Raw genomic sequence first — 19,344 nt, 5'->3', positions numbered from 1 at the left:
GTATATAGCGAGCCCCCGTGAACCCCTCAATGAGTTGTCACGTGGAAACTCGCCCCGCAAGCATCCCCAGCTGCATTGCTGCAGTTTCCACGTGACAACTTATCAGACGAGTGTCATGCGCACGCAGAATCATGCGACATGTTGTCGCCGACTGCCGCCAGAGACCGTACTTCTGAACCTTCTATTGCATCACATAGATGCTGGATAGTGACGCCAGCAAAGGGGCCCATCGCGTTTCCAGGTGGCAGCTACCAATGGGGTTCGGTAGATCCGTAAAAGTTTCGCCCAGACTTCGCGTCATTGCGATCGCCGATTCGGCTAATAGCTCCAAGTGTTCCCGTCAGCCACGAAGCCCGTTCGCCCGAACCGCACATGCAACGTATGCTTGGCACGAGTTTCCACGTGACAACTGCACTCCAGCGTCAGGAAAGATGTGACGGGTTGTCACGTGGAAACTGGTCGCAAAGTTCAGTCCACAGTGCATGACGAGGATAGTTTCCACGTGGCAACTCATTTACAACGGCTGATGAGAAAAACACTAAGAGAGATAAGAAATTCCTTGAGTTCACAGCAAGTCTCGCTAAAATCACAAAAACCTTGGAGAACCTATGAGCGCATTTACGATTGCAATCGCAAACCAAAAAGGTGGCGTAGGTAAGACAACGCTGAGTCTCAATCTCGCATCTGCCTTCCAATCTGGAGGCACGGACGTCGCTCTAGTCGACGCAGATCCTCAGAACACCTCATTGCGATGGGCAACAAGCGGTGAGGAGCCTCTCAAGATTTCGGTGGCGAGTCTCGCTCCCGCAGGTTCTAAGATCGGAAACGAAATCCAAAAATTGCAAGGCAAATACGATCTTGTCGTTGTGGACTGCCCTGGTAACCTTGAGGACCCGCGAACGCCCGAGGTGCTCGGCATCGCAGATTTCTGCCTGATCCCAATGGGGCCATCGCCGGCTGACTTGTTCAGCACTCTGGCAATGATTAACGAAATCAAGAACATCAAACGGCGCATCAATCCGGAATTAGCTTCCGCACTGATGCTGAACAACATCAATGGCCGTACACGCATGCGAGAAGAAATCCTTTCGCTGCTGAACCAGCAAGACGTTGGTACGCATCTGCTCCAGAGTCAAATTGCCCAACGTGAAATCTATCGGCAGCTGTTTGCTCTTGGGACTACCGCACATGAGTGCGGGCGATACATGAAGGGGTTGAAGGAAGCACGCGCTGAAATCGAGTCGCTGGTCCTTGAGTTGACGCAGCACATCACTCAATCGCGTTCGCAAAAGGTGGAAAATGTCTAAGAATACTAAGGACACTAAAGTGCAAGGCGCCTCGACAACAAAGGGGCAGCCCATCCCAAAGCTCACCCTCGCGAGCGGGCTGATTAAGGGGTTCAAGAACGAGCAGCAGGCCATTCAGACTCGCGAGCGAGAGCAGGAACCGCCTCCGGCTTCCCCTCAGGAGCAAGAATCTCAACCCGTTACCGAGACAACCGCCAACACGGTGGAACCTGCTGCCGGCCCAACTGCGTCCGCAGTTGGTGGGCGCAAGAGCATCGCAATTGCCGATTGCGTCTCGAACCCGTACAACCCTCGCGTCTTCTATCCAGAGGCGAAAATCCAAGAGTTGGCCCTAACCCTTCAAAGGGAAGGCCAAATTGAGGCCATCAAGTTCACGCGCCTACCTCAGTTCCCTGGCAAGTATGTGATCATCGACGGCGAGCGTCGGCTGCGTGCGAAGAGATCGCTGGGCGAGACGCACATCGATGCCGAAGAACGTCATGACGTACTGCCCATCGACCTCTACACCACGGCTTACCGAGCGAACAACGACCACGAGCGGCAGTCAATCTTCGATGACGCGATTGCGTGGCAGCAATTGATCGAGCAACAGGTGGTCGCGGATCAAAATTCGCTGGCTGAGAAGGTCACCAAAGACAAGGCATACGTCAGCAAGGTTCTTTCGCTGAACGCACTGCCGAGAGCCATTCTAGAGCGCATGGCAGAAAGTGCTGATCGTGTGGGGTTGCAGGCGGCCTACTGCCTCAAGTTGATCTTCGACCGTGTCGGGGAGGAAGGCGCTGATCGTCATCTGACGGCAGTTATCGAAGGCAAGAGAACGGTGCGCGAATTGGAGCTCATCTTGCGCAACCTGCAAGGCCCGGGCGCTACCGCGAAGCGAAGTCGCACTCGCTACCACCAGCTTTTCGATTTCAAAGCTGATGGTGTGCAGCGCGGCCAACTTAAGACATTTCCTGACGGCCGAATTAGCTTGGAGCTGAAGGAAATTCCGGCTGATAAACAAGAGGCGCTGGCTGAGAAGCTGAAGGCACTGGTTGACCAAGAGTTGGTAGAGCCATCAGCGGGCTAGCAACAGCACGCTGTATGCAGGTTTTTCAACGACGAGGCCCAGGTGTACCTGGGTCTTTGTCTTTTTTTGACGCTCTCTGAAAGAGACGCAGCGTTTACTTTGTTTACGTAAACACTTTAAACCTTTAAACAACATTTAGGCTCCGGAAACCCAAGCCCAGTAAGGCTTTGCCGGTCATATGGTGCATAGATTTGTGGATTGGGTGAACACCATTGGGGAACGCCGGTTGTGGATTTGGGGCTACGGTGAAAGCCATTGGGGCCAAGGGGTTGTGGATTTGGGGCTTTGGTGAACGGATTTGGGGCGCCGCCAGCGAACCCTAAAGGTGAAAGGATTTGGGGATGGCGAGGGTGAACAGATTTGGGGAGAGCCACCCTAGAGTACAGCCCAGGTGCGACACACGAGACCGTAGGTTGGACCCGCTTGGTGAACGGATTTGGGGAGATGAAAGGTGAAAGGATTTGGGGCGCATGCGAGCAGGCACTCCCGCACAAATCCATGCCTGCAAACATAGGTGAAAGGATTTGGGGATTCCATAGGTGAACGAATTTGGGGTAACCCCGTGAGTACCCACTTCCATCCAGCCCCAGGCTCCCGGGCATAGGTGAAAGGATTTGGGGAGGGGAAGGGTGAAAGGATTTGGGGCAATTGGCTCCGAAAGCGCACCCGAGACGACTTCAAGAGTCTGTCGCCCCTTCCAATGCTTACGAAATGGGCAAATGAGCGCTATGGAGCACAATAGATGGACGGGCAACTGCGGAAAGCCCCCCCAAATCCGTTCACCTTTCGAGGAATGCGGGGCCGAAAGCCCGCGTAAAAGGTGAACGTTTTTGGGGAGAGCGAGATCAAGAGTCGAACACTCAGGCAGCGAGCGCTGTCCCTTCCTGGCAACGTAAGATTGCCAAACGAGCGCTATAGGTGAAAAATCTACCCCTAGTTTTTCACCTATAGCGAACCCACCCACTAGGTCATGGCACGCGTACCCGAAGCAAAGAAGGGTTCCCAGATCGCCCTGTTTCAACAACAGGAGGCTCCTGAGCCGTTCAAGAAGGCGGTTCAAGCGATCCACGTTTCACCGGTAGGTAGTGCGCTGTCGCTCCAGCAGCGCCGCATCTTCAATGCACTGATCAAGAACGCCATCGAGCAACGCCTGGCAGGCCGAGAAACAAACAACACGTTTCAGGTCTCTATCCCTCAGATGATGGCAGCGCTCGACCTCACCACGAAGGACAACGCATACATCAAAGAGACCGCAAAATCGTTGATGCGCACTGTCGTGGATTGGGATCAGCTCAATAGCGACGGCACGTCGACATGGACGGGTTCAACACTCATTGCCGGCGCCAAGATTGTGGGCTCCGTCTTGTCGTATTCGTTCGCTCCGCAGATCAGTGAGGAGCTACTGGATCCCCAACGGTACGCAATGATCGACATGCGGATCGCCAAGCTGTTCCGGCGGTCCTATTCGCTTGCGTTGTGGGAGAACACTGTACGGTTCGAACGGATAGGCCTGACCGCACGTATCCCACTGGCCACCTTTCGCAATCTCATACTCGGACGCGAAGAGAGCGAGACCAAATACAAGGAATACAAGATCTTCAAGCGAGCGGTGTTGACGCCGAGTATTGCCGAAATCAATGATGTATCAGACCATGAGATCGAGTTGATCGAGCACAAGGTCGGCCGAACCGTCGGTGAGATTCAATTCAAGATCAGTCGCAAAGTGAGCGCACTGGAGGAGGAGCCTCACCAAGACCTAGTCAACACAGTGGTCAAGTTCGGTGTCCCGCATTCCGAGGCCAAGCGCCTCGTTCGCACGTTCGGAGCCGAACGCATCCTGGAGGCAATCAGCTACACGCGCGCTCGACAAGCGAAGAAGGGTGTTCCGCCGTTGGATAACATCCCGGCGTACTTTCGCAAGTCGCTTACGGAGGATTGGGGCAAGGGCGCGGGCAAGGCTGAGTCTGCCGGAGCTGGTCAACAGCAGCAGAAGCCGTTGGCACGAAGCCCAAAGAATGAAGAGGATGCGCGGGCGCAATACCTCGCAGCTCGCATTCCGCATGCGCAGGGCTACTTTGGGGAACTATCCGCTGACGATCAGTCGGCGATGCTCTCGCGTTACAACGATCAGTGTTCTGTGAAGGAGTTGAAGGTCGTCGCAGGCAAGAAGCCCTCCAAGGCAGCGGAATCGAATTTTTTCGAATGGGTGGCACACGAAACTTGGGGCGAACCCAATGCCGGCGAAATTCTGAACTTCGTGCTGTCGGGAAAAGTCTAGCTGATTATTTCGACACACCGGCTTCAAGAACGAATCGAGAGGTTGGATTCTTCTTCGCCGTGCTCATCTCAAGACGGTCGCGCGCACGGGTCATGGCCACGTAGAACAAGCGACGCTCCTCGGACTCTGTGCTCTTCTCGTTCGGCACCACGGTTTCTTCAGCCCTGATGATGCATACGTGATCCCACTCCAAGCCCTTTGAGTTGTGCATGGTCGTGAGAATCAGCGCGTCGGCCGCCGGTACGTTGTTCTCGCGCCGCAGGAAGGCGATACGATCCGAGAATGGACCGTTGAGGCGGCTCAGCACGTCGTAGGTCGTGGTGACCGCACGCTTGGCGGTGTCTGCTTTGGCACGTTGAGCCATCCACTCGTAGACACCTTCCAGCACGAGCGGATAGAACTTCCGATCGCAGAGACCGCGCCATTCGGCAAGCCGCTTCATCAGCTCCCGGTACGTGTCCGCGGTGCTCTCGGCCAGGCCCATCTCGACCAGCTCCTTGCGCGGCCGCTGCTCAAGACTGGGACCGATCCGGCTGTGCAACGTCTTGAGGTCTTGCGCTCCGACGCCAGCGAACGCCAGCACGGCATCGAGGCCGTTGGTCTTCGTTTTCTGGATGAGTTCGAGCAGGTTGCACATTAGCGCGGCCTCGGCCCGGCTCAGGATTGATTTGCCGGACGCTCGGAAATACTTCACGCCATGGGAGCGGCAGACGGCCTCAACTGGGTCGAGGATACGGTTCGTTCTTGCCAGGATCGCTGCCGATTTGCTGGCGCGCATCGACGCTGCGAGGGCCTCCACTGCGTTCACGGCCTCGGCATATTCGTCATCGAAGCGCCGAAACGAGATGTGGCCGCCGGGGCCACGCGCGGCGACCAGATCTTTGCGGATGCGCTCCTTGTTGTTCCGAATGACGTTGTCGGCAGCGGCGAGGATTTCTGACTTGCAGCGATAGTTCTCCCCCAGAATCACGGGACGCGCGTCGAACTCCTTGATGAACGACTCCATGCCTCGGAATCCGAGCGCGGCCCTGAAGCCGTAGATGCTTTGGTCATCGTCACCGACTACGGTCACGATCGAGCCACTGCGCGCGTGCTGCGCGACCCACTGGTATTGCAGCGGATCGGTGTCCTGGAACTCATCGACCAGCAGGTGCGTGAAAGGGTAGGGCGAGATGGTTCCGCGCTCCATGCCCTCGATGGCCATACAGAGCATGTCCTGGAAGTCGAGCTTCCCGTTCCGCGCCAGCGCTTGTTGGTATGCCGAATACAGGCGCTCCTCAACGCTGCCAGGCGGAACCCTGCCGAAGTCCATTTTGATTGCCTCGATGGCGGCCAAAGCGGCTTCTTCCTTCCAATCAAGGTCGGCTTCCTTCAGGGCTTGTGCAACCAGCGCCAACTGGTCCCCCTCGTTGGCGATGTCCTGCTGCTTGCATCCCTTTGGTGTGAGCTGCTTGAACGCCAGCCCGTGAAAGGTCCCTGCCAACAGGCGAGCCTTCGATGCCGGCCCGGCCAGCGCGCGAATGCGCTCCTGCAGTTCCGTGGCCGCCTCCTTGTTGAAGGTCACAGCACCGACCCTGCATGCGGGATCGGCGAGAAGAATGGCTGCCTTGGTCGCAATTGTCTTTGTCTTTCCGGCGCCCGGGCAGGCAACGGCGACACAGTGCAGGCGTAGGTCTGCCACTTCGCGCTGTGACGGGTTCAGTTCGTCTAGGATTGACGTGGGCATCTGAGAAACCAATACGGTGGCCAACCCCGAGCCTGCGATGGCCGATGGGGTCGGCAAGTGGCCTGCGAGCCGGGTGAAGCTTCTGGAAACTCGCAGGCACCCGGGACTTAGGCTCGACGGACCTTCTGAAGCGACGAGCGGAATGCGCGCAGGCTGTCGTTGAAGGACCCAGAGAACAAGTACCAACCCCAGCCCAGAAGCGCGAAGATGCTGTACATCAGCGCCAGATTCATCCCCGCTTCGCGCGCCGAAGCGTCGATCGACTGCTGTTCGAAGCCAAACGTCTTGCACAGGGCCTGCGGCGGGGGCAAGCCTTTGACGGCAGACGTGGTGTCCTTGCATGTCTGCATCGTGATATAGCCAGCCGGAGCCGCCGGATACTTGGCTCTATCAGCGACGGACTGGAGCAGCTCGCGCGGGATCGCGGAGAATGAGAAGTCACTATGGATCGCAAGCAGTAGGCAGAACGCGACGCTCGGCACGACAACCAGCAAGCGGAAAGCCCAACCACCCCAGAATGCGATGTGGCGGACCAGCGTCCATGCGACGGACAGCTTTGTCAGTGTGGCCTGTGAGTTCATGGTGTTCCCAATGGATGTGTAAGCGGTTAGCGATCGAGTGCGTCGCCACTCCATAAATGGCAGTGACTCGCAAAAACCGGCAATCGGCTTCAAAAAATGTCGGTGGAGTAGACCGCTGCGCGCCGAACCCGGGGCGTCACGCAATCGCGGGGGCCGCCTTGCCCGCCGAGGCAGGGCTTTCCAACAGCTCCAGGCGAGGTCCAGCCAACAGCGCAGCGAGCACCCGATCATCAAAGTGGATGCGGCACAAAAACAGATTGGTCTGTGCCATGCGCACGCATGCCTCTTCGTCGAGGGTCAGCAATGCCTCGCCCATCGATTGAGAGATACCCAGCGCAGTTGTCGCCAGGGCTTGATCGGTGGCTAGCAGCCTGCGAGCAAGGCGCAGATACGCGATATTGAGAGATCGAATCTCGCTCAGCAGCGATGTCGCTTCCATGGTGATGTCGTTTGCAGGCGATTCAGGAAATGCCGAGCGCATGTGGCCCGCCGCCGGCGGAACCCTCTGTGCCGATGCGTACGCCGTACCGCCACCAACAGGTGAAGATACGGCGGAGGTCGTCCGGCAGGGCACGAGCGCGCTCAGATCAGATGTTGCGCACGGTGGTCATCAGACGCAGGTGCGTCGTGTAGCAACGAATGGCCAGCGGTTGGAACTTGCGCAGGAAGCGATTCACTTCCTCGTTCACGTCCGACTGATCGCGGATGGCGTTCCACACCATGAAGTCGAAGTGATCCATGGCCCGGTCGAACTTGTTCAGCACGCCCAGAGCCCGCATCGAGAAGGGCGAGTATGCTTCGACCACCATCTCCATCGACGGCTTTGTGACCGACGGCTTCCAGATCATTGCGCCGCTGGATTCCATGTCCTTCTCGCGTGCTGCGCGATAGCCCTCGGCGACGCGCAGCTGCTCATCGACGTAGGCTTCCAGATTGGCCATTTGTGTCTCGAAGTGCTTTGTGATGGTCGACAGCTCCGACGCGGTGAACGTGCTGTGTCCGAAGCGGGTCAGGTTGATGGTCATCCGGTTCATGAACGGCCACCACTGCTCGAACAGGGGCTTGAGGCGCGTGTGGTTGAGTTTGACCATAGTCTCGACAACAGACGCACCCGCGAGCTGACGGGTCAGGATCTGGCGCCCCAGTTCGCGCCGGCGGGACACGATCTTGGCGCGATCATCCGGCGACATTTCGCGGAACATTTTGCGGGTGCGCGCAACCTCGCCCTTCTGGCTGTCCGCGTCGGCCGCCGAGATCAGACTGTCGCGCTGCAGCGCATCGACCGCGCTCTCCATCTCGTTGAGTTCTTGTTCAACGTCGGACGGTGTTGTTGCGCCTGCCGTATTCGCTGCGGCGCTGGATTCAACTTCATCGTTGGGAAGGGTATCCCCGTTCGTCGTCACGGCAACGTCGGAGTTGTCGGCGCCTGCAACCTTATCGATCGTGTTCTGCATGGTGTGCTCCTTAAAATTTGCTCCCAAAATGGGCGCCAGTGGGACGGAATGAAACGCGGCTATCGGCCTACGTGAAACGATGCAGCCATCCGCCAGCCGAGCACGCCCAACACCAGCGCGCCGACTGACCACCACATCGTGTTCAAGGAAAATGGAAACAGGAGGGCGGACGTGCCCAATCCCAGGGTGATGACCGTGGCGTGTGCCGCCACGTGAAAAGCAACGGGGCTTGCGAACCCGGCAGCAGCTGCTTTGATTCGGCGCGAGACGGCACCGTCGTTCATCATGGCCATGCCGAAGACGAAGGCACCGAATGCCCACGAGAGAGCGACGTTCGCGCGGAAGATGCCTCGGTAGATGGACATCCAGAAGTGCCGCAGCCAAGCGTTGCTCATGTCCGTCGCGCCAGCGTCGGAGATATCGGTGCTGTTCGGCAGCGTGGACGTCCACGCCTTCATGGCGCCAGACTCGACGAACCAGTGCCGAAACTGCGTGTTGGTCCGATCCGCAGCCCGCGTCGCCGCGGTGTCTCCCAGGTTCAGTTCAACCGACGCCAGTTCGGCGTCGGAAATCTCGAATGTGGTATCGCCTTCGAGGAAGGGACAGCCGACCGCGAGCATGATCGGGGCAACAAGCGTCCACAGGCGAAGGTGCGAGGCGAAGCGACTGTCAGCCATCAGAGCACCACGCGCAGGATCAGCAACGCCGGCGTCACGATGACGGAAGCCAACCCAAACCAGAACAGCGCCGGTCGGCGAAGTGCGACGCTCTGCAGCGCGAAGCACAGTGCTTCGCGGCCGCGGGCGTACTCGGGCGGAATCTCGGCCAGTTCCTGCAGGTAGCCTCGGGCGGCGAGTTCGATACGGCCGACCGTATCGAGATCGAGCCGGGACACCTTAGCGATGAGCGAATTCTTCAGCGACATCGTATTCCTCGAAATAGCGGCAGAAGACGTGCCCACTGAGCACCCGCGCAGCCATTTGCATGGCAGCGCTGCGCGGCGTCACGTCGTCAGGGCAGGGCTCATCGACCATGCGGCACTGGTAGCCGGCGCTTTGGCGTGCCTCGAAGTCCGGGATGGGTTCCTGCAGTGGTGCCCAGACGTGGTACTTCTCGCCCTTGAACGCGGCGTAGCGCATGGAAAAGATCTCGTGCGAGCGGGTGAAGAGGCCGCGCACGAAAGCAATATTCGCGTCGCCCTCCTTGCGCGCCTGGCGGTAAGCCGACAACGCATCCATCAGCATCTCGGCCACGAGGGGTTCTTCGCGCACGCGAAAATTGACGCCGAGAAAATCGACGACGCGCTTGCAGGAGTCATCCAGCTCCGGGAAGGCGATGAAGACGGGCGCGAGCTTCGACGAAAGCTTGTACTGGTTCACGACTTGTCGAAACAGACTGGGCATGCTGCAGTTATCCTTGGATGATGGGAATGCGACCTTGGTAGACCGAGCCACCGGAGATGCGCATGAAGTACTGGAGGTTCGGCAGTTCGGTGATGAGGCGTGGCGGAATCAGCGGCGCCTTCTCCAACTGCGTCGAGCGAGATACGGAGCCGCTGAATTCCCCGACGTGCGACTCGGAACCTGTGCTTGCGCTGCTCGACACCACGATGTTGCGAATGGCTGTCTCGCCCACCTTGTCGGAGAACCATTGCGCGGTGTCGGTATCCTCAAGGCGCAGGATGATCTGGTTGTTCAGGTTGCCGAGCACCTGCAGCATCTTTGCAGCACTGCCAAGCTTGGCTTCCAGGTCGGAGCGGCTTTGGAACGCCACGAACGACCGGAAGCCGGCGCCACGGCCTTTGTTGAGAATCTGGATCACCTGCTCGTTGATGGCTTCGGCCACCTCATCGACCAGCAAGACGATGTCGGGTGGCGTCTCGTAGAAGTTGTAGATGGCGCCCGCGACAGAAGCCACGTCGGCCAGCAGCATGGAAGCGATCGCCTTGGCGACGATGCTGTTGGACATCGAATCCAGGCCAACGTACAGGACGGCCTTCTGCTTGATCACGCGCTCGATATCCCAGATCTCACGGTCATCCGTGAAATCGTCGGCCTTCGGCGCGAGCATGAGACCGGTTTCGCCGGTAGCCAGCATCTGCAGCAGCGGCAGCGCCGAGGCGATGATCCGCATGTAGTGCTCGCGATCGTGCACGAAGGTGGCCACCAGGCCGTCGATCGTCTCGTGGCCGAGGCCCTTCTTTGCGAAGTTGTCGACGTAGAGCTGAACCATCCCCTGCAGAGGATCCACCCCGCCCTTCTGGGCGATGCGCTGCAGAAAGCCTCTGGCCTCGTCTTCCCAGTCGAGCATGCCCGCTTCCGGAAAGAATCGGCGCAGGCATCGATCGAGCAGACCATTGATGCCGGACTGTGCGTAATTCAGGATCGAGCGGAGGTTCGGCTTGTCGCCGACGTACAGCTCACCCTTGACTGCGCGGTCGATGAAGAGGAAGGCAAAGTCGCGGAAAGGGCCTTCTTCCATCAGTTGGGAGACGCGGCTGGCGATTTCCGACGGCTGCGACCAATTCTCAACCGGATTCATCCGAATCGATTCGGACGGCGCAGCCTGCTTCCAGTACAGGAACTTGCGACCGGCACGCTTGCATTCACGCTCGACGCGCTTCTTGAAGTCCTTGTCGTTCTTCGGGTCGACAATAATGAGGACGTCTTTGTTGGGGCTGTGAATGACCTGTGTCGCAATCAGCTCGTAGGTCTTGGTTTTCCCGGCACCCGTGGTGCCGCTCACGGCCGTGTGACCGCCGAGCGCCTTATAGTGCAGGGGCACTTCGATCTTGTTGGGTTCCATCCCGTGGATCCAGGACTTGCCCTGCGGGGCCGTGTCGGGGACGCTGTTGGGCGGCGCAAACGCGGTCTCGATTCGCTTGGCGACTTTCGGCGGGAGCCACTTCGGAAGACCCGGAATTTCGGTGGACGGCATGCGCAAGATGTCGTGCGCGATCTGGCAATGGCGCTGCGTCCATTCGAAGCCGTTACCGAAGTACATCGCGTCAAGGTCGGCTCGCATGCGGGCACTCGTGCGCAGCAGCACGTCGATCTGAATGAGGGTGAGCCAACGCGTCGAAATCGACATGCGAAAGGCCAGCGCCTTGCGCACCTGGTAGGCGCGCGCCACGAGGAACAGAGCACAAATGACCGCGAACGCCCATGCGTGGGGCATGCCGGACAGGGGGAGCAAGATCAAACCGATCAGCCAACCGACGGCCGCGCGGGCCTCGAAGATCGGGCGAAAGTGGCTCACGTAGTTCATTGCTGCGGACGGGCGAGGATCAGCGAGCCAATGCGCTCGACCAGCACGATGTCAGCGCCCTGCGAGCTGGCGAGGAGGTTGAGCTTGCGCAGGTTGTCCACCAGCGTTTCGCTGGCGATGCCGTAGCTGCCGAGAATCCGCTTTTGCAGCACCAGCCCCTTTTCGGCCCAGTGCACGGCCACCTTGCCCGACTCGACGTCCTGCACGAGTGCGCGGAAGAACTCGCGCATGAGCGTGCTCGCAGAACTCAGGATTTCGGCAAACGGGTCTTCCTGTTTGACCGTTGGCTCTTTGGGCACCTGCATCGAGTCCAAGTCGAACAGTGAGCTTTGGGTGTTGGGCTTCTCCGATGTCGGCGCTGGCGTCTCAGGCGAAGCTGAAGCGGTTGACGTCGGCGTGGCCTTGGCCTGCTCGAACAGCGCCGAGACGCTATCCGCTGCCGACGGCTCGCTCTTTGCCGCCTTGGCTTTGGGCTGCGATGGACGTTTCTCGGCCGCCGGGGCCGGTTGAGCGTGAGCGGCAAATCCGTCCTCCAACGTCTTCGCGGGAGGAATCGGCGTGGTATCGGGGGCAAAGCGCGCGCGCCGTGCTTTGTCCTCGGTGTCGCAGGTCACCGCCACGGCTTGACGCAGGACCTTGTGCAGCAGCGACTCGGTACCGGCCGGGCGGCTCTCCGGATTGATCGCACCGAAGAGGTCGGTTTGCACCATGCTCTCGAGCAGCTCCAGCCGAGTGTTGCCGAGGATGGAACGTGCGAGCAGGGCGGTACGCATCCGCTCGATGGGCAATGGCGCCTCTCGGCGTTGCACACGGTATTCGCCACCTTCCAGCCAAGCCGAGAAGGCGCCATGCGCGGCAGGGCTCCACTCGGCCTGGTCTCTCAGTCGGTAGAACTGGAAATGGCGGAACGGTTCGTCCAGCCAGGTGCAGCACGCCGCGAGGAACACGGCATACAGGTATTGTGGTTCGAGCTTGCGCCGACGCTCCGAGGGCTGGTCGGCGCCGAACTTCTGTCCCCCGGATAGCCGCAGGGCGTAGTAGACGGTCTCGACCGTGGCGCGAAACGCGCCACCGGGTTCCGGATGCTGTTCGGGGCGCAGCGGCATCGACGAATACCAGTCGGCGCAGGTTTCGAGCACGGACAACCACTTGCGCTCGAAATCCGCGCTCGACGACTCGTTCGCGTACTGCCGAACGAGGTCCAGCCGCGAACCGAGCGTGGCGGTCAATGCAGCGATGGGCATTGGCGTGTGGTTCATATCGTCAGCCCGCCATGCGCTTGCCAAGGCCCCACGCCGCCTTGATGCCGCCCTTTACGGCCCCGCCGCTGATGCCGGCACCATTGCCAAACAGCTTGCCTGCAATGCTCGGAATCTCGAACGAAATGAACAGCAGGAAGATGCTCAGCACGAGCGCATAACAGGCGCCCGCCATCGTGTCGGTACCGATCGAGTTCACGTCACCGAGTGAAGATGCGAACGACGCGGTCACCAGCTTCGACATGATTGCCGCGACCACTGCATACAGAGAGCCGGACACCATGTAGTCAAACCAGGCGAGGAAGTATTTGCGCGTGAATTCGGAAAAACCCAGGGCGACCGCGAGCTGGCCGACGACGATGCCGATGGCCACCTGAATTTGACCGAGCGAGATGTAGAAGTTGTAGATCACCGATGTCGCCACCGTCACGGCGAAGGCAAGCAGCAGGGGGATCAGGGCCAGGGCCACCCCAATCTTCTGGTACCAGGTCGCGGCATTCAGGGCATTGCCGTAGGAGTCCCACAAATTGCCGGCCGTCGTGGCCAACGTCGCACCGGGCGAAAGGTCGCCGCCGGCGATGGACGTGGCCATGGTGTTGAAGTACTGGTAGATGCCTGGCGCGAACCGCTCGTATCCCACATAGATCGCGGCGAATATCCCGAGCGTCGCCATCTCTTCCAGGAAGTTCGTCCACGCGGTGACGGGGTGGTGAGCGCCAGCGAAGCGCATTGCCGCCAGGACAATGGTGATGATGCCCAGCGCCGCCGCGAACTTGGCGGCTTCTGGGGTAATCGTGTGACTGATACCGACCGCGGCATTGATGACCTGCGCCGTCGAATCGGTGAACTTCTTGAGCGCGCTAGAGATGGCTTCCCCGACCGCGCCTTTCGGCCCGGCGAGGTTGGGACCGGATTGGTTATCCGCGCCTGACCCCGCAGAGCCGGTGGGAGACGGCGTCGAGGGTGTCGTGACAGGGAAGGTCGCGTCTGCCTGCGCCGTTGCACCTGTCGACAACGCCGCGAGGCAGACCAGCAACGCTATGCGCATCAGGCCCATCAGTCGAGGAAAGCTCATCTGTGCCACTCTCACTGGGCGGTGCTGCTGCGCGTGTACACGGACTGGCGCAGCTTCTGGAGCTGAGCGTCCTGGCTGGAGATCACGCTCTGCATGGCCGCCGTTTTTTCTTCCGTGTCGGCGTTCTCCTTCCGGTCTTTCACGGCGTCAGCCTGCACCTTGGTGCCAATCAGCTTGATGAGGTCGGCGTTCTGGCTGGAGAGCAGGTCCAGGTATTGATTGGTGGTCTGGGCGGTGGCCTGCGCCGTCGGGCTCAGCGTCATCTGTGACTGCAGGTCCTGACGACGTTGGGCCAGATGCGCGATGTTCTTGGCGACGTCGGTGCCGGCATCGAACAAGGCTTGCGCCGTCTTATTCCCAGAGGTCAGGAGCGTGCGTTGGTCCTCGAACCATTGCGCGGGCGACTTGCCGGACACCACCACCAGGCCGTTCACCTTGTCCAAGAAGCTCGCATCGCTGGAGACTGCCCCGTAAAGCTGCTGGAGCACTTGGCCGTAGTCCGAGTAGCGCTTCACGTCCGCCAGGATCGAGTCGATCTGCGCTTGGTTCTTGATGTCATCAAGGCCCACAGCCTGCTGGAGCTGGTTCAGCATCATCTTGTACTGGTAGATGATGTTGGTGTTCTCGTACACCTCGGTCTTCAACGCTTGCGCCGCGCTGATGGTGTTCTTGAGGAAGTTAGCGGCATCGAACACCGGCCAGCCGGAGGCATGGGCGGGGCTCGACAGCACGACGGCGGATGCGGCCACGACGAATGTGCCGCGCATCTTTCGCAAAGTTGCAGAGAATGTGGTCTTGAGCATGGGTGGCTCCTTCGATTGAGAGATGGCGCAACGCAGCGCCGTGGTACGACTTCGGCTTAGGCGGCCAGAAGTTCACGCACGTAGCGGTCCTCCCAGCCATCGCCCTGCATGTAGTGCTTGTCGAAAACCGCTTGCGCCTTGCCGTCGGAGCGCAGCCGGGCAACCATCTCAGGCTTGAAGTCCGTCTGGAGCATGCGCGACGTGGTCCGGGTGACCCACAGGTAGTCGCGGTTCGGCACGGCGTCGTTGATCATTTGCACCTGGTCGACGGTCAGGCCGAACGTGTCGCAGTACAGGTTCTTGCTGGTATTGGCGAGGCTGTTGGGCAGGTAGATGAAGTTCGCGATGGTTTCCTTCAGCACCTCGAAGTCGGTAATCCGCGCGATCTGGCGCAGCGACTGTGTTGCCATCCACACGGCACCGTTGAGCTTGCGGATGGTGGTCAGCCACGTTTCCAAGCGCCTGTAGAAGCGTTCGTACTTGAAGAAGAAGCCCGCCTCTTCAATCTCGATCAGCGTGAATCGCTGACCATCCATGCTCTTGCTGATCCGGAAGAAGGCGTAGTCTAGGAATAGAACCGCCGCGCGCTCGTAGTTGATGAGCAGCTCACCCATCTCGATGGTCAGGTCATCGCTGATTTGGAACGCGTCGTCGACGTTGTCGAAGAAGTCACCGTACTGACCACCCTTCATCCAGAGCTGCAGCCGCTCGCGCAGATCGGCGTGGATCAGTGTGGCGAAGAAGGACAGGGTCCATTGCTCGCGGCTATAGCCGGCCAGAATCTGAACCGCGTCGAAGATGTCCGTCTTCTGTGTGGGGGTGAGCCTGAATCCGTCTTCGTCCTCGATGGCCAAGATCAGCCATTCCGTCACGTAGGCGTGGTTCTCCGCCTCGCCGAGCAGGGACAGCGGGTTGCAGCGTGTGGCGGTCGCAAACTTACCGGTGACATCGATGAATTGACCACCACCGAGTTGCGTGGTGATGCGTGTCGACCGGTCCTTATCAAACCGGATGCGCCGGGGGTTATGGCGCCCCGACTGTGACATGAGGAAATTCAGGAATACCGACTTACCGGCACCGATCGGGCCGATCACGAAGAGGTGGCCATTGCCCCCGGGCTCGTGCATGTCGACGCGCTGGGCAGTCAGGTGGCGTGTCGGCAAGCAGGTGAGTGGTGGCATCTCCTTGCCGGCCTTGTCCGAGAGCCAGTCGTTGCGGGTCGGCCCCGGATTGATCGTACAAATCGGGGCGACGTCCGACACGGCCGGTGTTTCGACAAATTGCAGGCGCCGCTGGTTGTCCCAACGACCGGGCAGCGTGCAGTTCCAGGCGGGCATCAGGTTCGTACCTTCACGAATCGTGCCGAACCCCGCGTTACTGATGGCGCCAACGACCAGACTGACCGCGTCCGAGCATTCCTCTTCGGTGTTGCCGTAGACGATGACGGAGATGTTGGCGAAGCCATGCTGCTGACCATCCGCGGTCAGCCGGCGAAGTGCCTGACCCGCCTCGTCGGCGAGCTGTTCCCGGCCCTCATCGTTCTCCTGTTCTTCCTTGGCAGCGAACTGCTTCAGAATCTTCCACAGGTTGAAGCTCGCCATCTTGTAGAAGCTGCGGATCTTCTCGATGTAGACGTTGGCCTTGGAGTTGTCCAAGAAGCGGTAGAGGACGCAGACGTCCAGCTCAACATCGAGCTTCGTCAGGACGTCCAGCGCCGCTTCTTGGAAGCCGAGCCATTCCTTGACGGCGACCACGGCCGCGTAGCGCATTCCATGCGCCGACTCAAAGAGCAGTTGCTCGGCACCCGGCGTCACGATCGACTCGGTGAGGTGGGTGTCCAGCAGCGTCATCGGGAAGCGAATCCTGCGTGGCGGCACCGATGGGTTCGCCGCTTGATGCAGAAGTGCCATGGACTCCTGCAGCATCTGCCGTTTGAGCCCGATCTTGGTGTTGCCGCCAACAAACGCATCGAGCATGCCTTCGAAGCGCTTGGCATCGGCCTGCGTCTTGGCAAGATCGAATGCGAACGCGTTGCGCGCGAGGAACGTGTCCTTTAGCGACTCGAATAACGCCGCGACCAGCCCCTTGCCGCCCACCGTGACGTGGTAGCTGATCTTTTCGAAGATCTTGTCCAGGCCGGATGCGGGCGTGTAGCTGAGCGCGAGCGAGTGCGTGTTCTGGTAGAACTTGCCCGATGACATGTTGGCCCGATTGAGCTCGTCGATCTTGGCGTCATGAGCACTGGCGAACTCGCCGGCGATGTAGTCGTGTGCGCGGCGGTGCTTGATGCGCCACCACGCAGTGATGCGACCGTCCAGGCTGCGGCAGGCCTGATCGAGCTGATCCCGAGCGGATGTGATCTCACTCTTGTTGGGGTGGTCCGCGTCAACGCCCCCCAGCCCGTAGGTGGCCAGCAAACTGCCATCCTTGCCGAGCACCAGCGAGGGCGTGATAAAGGTGAGCCAGGGAGCGATTTCCTGGATGGGCCGTTTTTTCTTCAGCATGGCAGATCACTGTCGAACCCGTAGGGCCGGCGAAAGCGCGCGCCGAGCTTGCCGTGCCAGGGGCCTGGCTCGTACAAGTCGCCATAGCGGTCATAGACCATCAGGATTTGGTTCCACCACGGGTCCTTGTTGGTCAGCCAACGCAGCGCCATGTGAACCACCATGCCGAGCGCGAGGAATCCACAGATAAACTGCCAACCCGCCCGGTAGGTGATGTAGACCAGCACTGCGGTGAGCGTGCCGTTGGCAATGGCGAAGCCACGCACGACACCACCGATCATGCGAGGCAGTGACAGCGAGCGACTAACCTTGTGCTGGCGCATGGTTAGACGAACGTGCAGTACGTGGCGGAGATGCCGAACTTCTGCAGCAGCGGGATACAAGCCGCTGCAATGCCGATACCGATACCAATCGTCGAGACGAATTTGACGATGGTGGATTCGGACTGCGCGATGGCGATTGCACCGATCACGATCACAATCACGCCGCCCGCGAGCAGGTAGCCGCTCTTGACGAAGTTCGCGATCATGCAAACGAAACCGGACAGAGAGGCCAATTCGTCGGCGCGGGCCTCCGCCCCATAGAGCAGGGTGGTGATGGCAACGGCTTGTGCCACCGTGCCGCGCCAGGTGGTTGCGCGTTTGAGCAGGCGCTGGACTGCTTGGATCATGATGAAACCCCCTTAGAAAACACGTTTGATGACGTAGTCGTTGTTTGCGTAGCCCTGGATCTCCAGAATCTCGGAGACGTGCCGCATCTCGCCCGTGCGCCGCATGTGCACGACGTAGTGGAAGCAGTCGGCGATGAGCTTGCGCATGTCGCTCAGATCCCATCGCGAGCCGAGCGGGATGCCGAGCATGGCGAGGCTCTCCAGGCGGGAGAGCGCAGTGCGGCCGTTGTTGGCGTGCAGGGAGCCCATCCCGCCGTCGTGGCCGGTATTGAGGGCTTGAATGAAGTCGAAGGCCTCGCCGCCACGCACCTCGCCAACCAGCACACGGTCGGGACGAAAACGCAGGCTCAGCGCGACCAATTGCTGGGTCGTGACCTTCTTGTCGGGATTCGAAAGAAGACGAACGCAGTTCGGGACGCTTAGCTTCAGTTCCTGGGTGTCCTCGATGGAGATGATTCGCTCTTCGTGTGGAATCTCGCCAACGAGCGCGTTGAGAAAGGTGGTTTTGCCGGACGATGTGCCACCGGCGACGAGCACGTTCTTGCGCTGCCGCACCATGGTCGACAGCGCGTGCGCGAGCCCGTCGTCGGAGACGTCGGGCGGGAAGATGATCTGATCGTCGTCAGGGTTGCGCGCGACGGAAGAAGAGAACGCGCCCATCGCCGTGTAGTCGGAGAGCGTCAGGTTCTTTTCACGGTGACGGCGAATGCTGAGGGCGTGCCCGTCGATTGCGGTCGGGCGCATGACTGCGGCGATCCGCAGCCCCTTATGGCCGGCGTTGATGATCCCTTGATCGGTGCCTTTGACCGCCGATTTCTCAACCGACGAAGCCAGCGCGCGGATTGCGCCTTCAAGCTTCTTGGGCTCCAGCATGAGATCGAGACGCTCCAATCGGCCCTTGCGTTCAACCCACACGCTGTTGTGGTGATTGATCATGACTTCGGCCACGGTCGCCTCTTCAAGCACCGGTTGAATCGGCTTGAGCGATTCAAAGAACATCTTCACGGCGCTTTCTTCGAGCGGCGTGAGCTGATTGGAATAGGGGTCATGATTCGCGGTCATGGCGCTATTCTTTTGGAAAACGGATCAGGCCCTCGCGGCGAAAGCGGGGTCATTTTTTTCAGCTTTCGCGGAATGAATGCATTGGCGACGATGCAAGGCTCGAAGAGCTGGGGTGCTCAACTGCGCTAAGACCGTCTTGCTTGTCGCGCAGGACGTAGAACGACAATCCGGGGCGGATACCCGCGATGGACCAAAGTGCGGAAAGCCTCTATGCGGATGGGCGCTTTCCGGGGATTTATCCCGAACGCGGTAAACCAACGCGCGCTTTTTGGCACCCAAACTTCACTCC

The 19,344-nt window shown here is 59.7% G+C and carries 19 protein-coding genes; 4 read left to right on the top strand and 15 right to left on the bottom strand.

Translation table 11 applies throughout. The features are described from left to right. Nucleotides 1-608: 608 nt before the first annotated feature. The 3 genes from ACUXH0_RS15545 (at nucleotide 609) to ACUXH0_RS15535 (ending at nucleotide 4,654) form a co-directional block, all read left to right on the top strand. Entirely contained in the window at nucleotides 609-1,307 is a 699-nt protein-coding gene (locus ACUXH0_RS15545; protein ID WP_012435608.1) for a ParA family protein, read from the top strand. Beyond that, nucleotides 1,300-2,376 carry a ParB/RepB/Spo0J family partition protein gene (locus ACUXH0_RS15540; protein WP_012435609.1) on the top strand — a complete coding sequence of 359 codons (1,077 nt, stop codon included), beginning with the start codon at nucleotides 1,300-1,302 and terminating at the stop codon, nucleotides 2,374-2,376. Before ACUXH0_RS15545 ends, ACUXH0_RS15540 begins: the two co-directional genes overlap by 8 nt. 970 nt (nucleotides 2,377-3,346) lie before the next feature. After that, on the top strand, nucleotides 3,347-4,654 hold the full coding sequence (locus tag ACUXH0_RS15535; RefSeq protein ID WP_012435610.1) for a replication initiation protein: 1,308 nt from the start codon (nucleotides 3,347-3,349) through the stop codon (nucleotides 4,652-4,654). A gap of 4 nt (nucleotides 4,655-4,658) precedes the next feature. Here ACUXH0_RS15535 and ACUXH0_RS15530 read toward each other — a convergent pair whose 3' ends face one another. The 15 genes from ACUXH0_RS15530 to ACUXH0_RS15460 form a co-directional block, all read right to left on the bottom strand. Further along, on the bottom strand, nucleotides 4,659-6,380 hold the full coding sequence (locus tag ACUXH0_RS15530) for an ATP-dependent helicase (RefSeq protein WP_012435611.1): 1,722 nt from the start codon (nucleotides 6,378-6,380) through the stop codon (nucleotides 4,659-4,661). A gap of 107 nt (nucleotides 6,381-6,487) precedes the next feature. Further along, complete coding sequence (locus ACUXH0_RS15525) at nucleotides 6,488-6,961, bottom strand: hypothetical protein (protein WP_012435612.1); 474 nt, start codon at nucleotides 6,959-6,961, stop codon at nucleotides 6,488-6,490. A gap of 136 nt (nucleotides 6,962-7,097) precedes the next feature. Continuing rightward, entirely contained in the window at nucleotides 7,098-7,400 is a 303-nt protein-coding gene (locus tag ACUXH0_RS15520) for a flagellar transcriptional regulator FlhD (RefSeq protein WP_012755739.1), read from the bottom strand. Between the two features lie 148 nt (nucleotides 7,401-7,548). Beyond that, nucleotides 7,549-8,415: a hypothetical protein gene (locus ACUXH0_RS15515; protein WP_012435614.1), complete on the bottom strand. Its 867-nt coding sequence runs from the start codon at nucleotides 8,413-8,415 to the stop codon at nucleotides 7,549-7,551. A gap of 59 nt (nucleotides 8,416-8,474) precedes the next feature. Then, complete coding sequence (locus tag ACUXH0_RS15510; RefSeq protein ID WP_225694716.1) at nucleotides 8,475-9,035, bottom strand: IncC plasmid conjugative DNA transfer DtrJ family protein; 561 nt, start codon at nucleotides 9,033-9,035, stop codon at nucleotides 8,475-8,477. A 56-nt stretch (nucleotides 9,036-9,091) separates the two neighbouring features. Continuing rightward, the gene (locus ACUXH0_RS15505) at nucleotides 9,092-9,340 is read right to left on the bottom strand and encodes a hypothetical protein (RefSeq protein WP_012435616.1); all 249 of its coding nucleotides are present in this window, start codon (nucleotides 9,338-9,340) and stop codon (nucleotides 9,092-9,094) included. Beyond that, nucleotides 9,312-9,818 (bottom strand): hypothetical protein, encoded by a 507-nt coding sequence (locus ACUXH0_RS15500; RefSeq protein ID WP_012435617.1) that lies wholly within the window; start codon nucleotides 9,816-9,818, stop codon nucleotides 9,312-9,314. The genes ACUXH0_RS15505 and ACUXH0_RS15500 overlap by 29 nt, the downstream gene beginning before the upstream one ends. Nucleotides 9,819-9,825: 7 nt before the next feature. Next, entirely contained in the window at nucleotides 9,826-11,682 is a 1,857-nt protein-coding gene (gene traD, locus ACUXH0_RS15495; RefSeq protein ID WP_012435618.1) for a conjugative transfer system coupling protein TraD, read from the bottom strand. Beyond that, a complete protein-coding gene (locus ACUXH0_RS15490) occupies nucleotides 11,679-12,941 on the bottom strand; it encodes a TraI domain-containing protein (RefSeq protein ID WP_012435619.1) in 1,263 nt (420 codons plus the stop codon). Before ACUXH0_RS15490 ends, traD begins: the two co-directional genes overlap by 4 nt. A 4-nt stretch (nucleotides 12,942-12,945) precedes the next feature. Then, complete coding sequence (locus ACUXH0_RS15485) at nucleotides 12,946-14,016, bottom strand: type IV secretion system protein (protein ID WP_012435620.1); 1,071 nt, start codon at nucleotides 14,014-14,016, stop codon at nucleotides 12,946-12,948. 11 nt (nucleotides 14,017-14,027) lie between these two features. Beyond that, nucleotides 14,028-14,819: a TrbJ/VirB5 family protein gene (locus tag ACUXH0_RS15480; RefSeq protein ID WP_012435621.1), complete on the bottom strand. Its 792-nt coding sequence runs from the start codon at nucleotides 14,817-14,819 to the stop codon at nucleotides 14,028-14,030. 56 nt (nucleotides 14,820-14,875) lie between these two features. Continuing rightward, nucleotides 14,876-17,323 (bottom strand): VirB4 family type IV secretion system protein, encoded by a 2,448-nt coding sequence (locus ACUXH0_RS15475; protein ID WP_012435622.1) that lies wholly within the window; start codon nucleotides 17,321-17,323, stop codon nucleotides 14,876-14,878. Further along, nucleotides 17,317-17,646 carry a VirB3 family type IV secretion system protein gene (locus tag ACUXH0_RS15470; RefSeq protein ID WP_012435623.1) on the bottom strand — a complete coding sequence of 110 codons (330 nt, stop codon included), beginning with the start codon at nucleotides 17,644-17,646 and terminating at the stop codon, nucleotides 17,317-17,319. Before ACUXH0_RS15470 ends, ACUXH0_RS15475 begins: the two co-directional genes overlap by 7 nt. Nucleotides 17,647-17,648: 2 nt before the next feature. After that, nucleotides 17,649-17,993, bottom strand: a complete 345-nt coding sequence (locus ACUXH0_RS15465; protein ID WP_012435624.1) for a hypothetical protein — start codon at nucleotides 17,991-17,993, stop codon at nucleotides 17,649-17,651. Nucleotides 17,994-18,005: 12 nt separating this feature from the next. Continuing rightward, nucleotides 18,006-18,992: a TadA family conjugal transfer-associated ATPase gene (locus ACUXH0_RS15460; RefSeq protein ID WP_235202026.1), complete on the bottom strand. Its 987-nt coding sequence runs from the start codon at nucleotides 18,990-18,992 to the stop codon at nucleotides 18,006-18,008. On the opposite strand from ACUXH0_RS15460, the gene ACUXH0_RS15455 reads away from it, so the two are divergent. After that, nucleotides 18,918-19,184 carry a hypothetical protein gene (locus ACUXH0_RS15455; RefSeq protein ID WP_235202027.1) on the top strand — a complete coding sequence of 89 codons (267 nt, stop codon included), beginning with the start codon at nucleotides 18,918-18,920 and terminating at the stop codon, nucleotides 19,182-19,184. The two genes, ACUXH0_RS15460 and ACUXH0_RS15455, sit on opposite strands and share 75 nt — an antisense overlap. Nucleotides 19,185-19,344: the final 160 nt, after the last annotated feature.

The organism is Ralstonia sp. 110700041-2, from assembly GCF_056280165.1.
The sequence above is the reverse complement of the archived record's forward strand: the minus strand, read 5'-3'. Positions and strand labels throughout refer to the sequence as shown.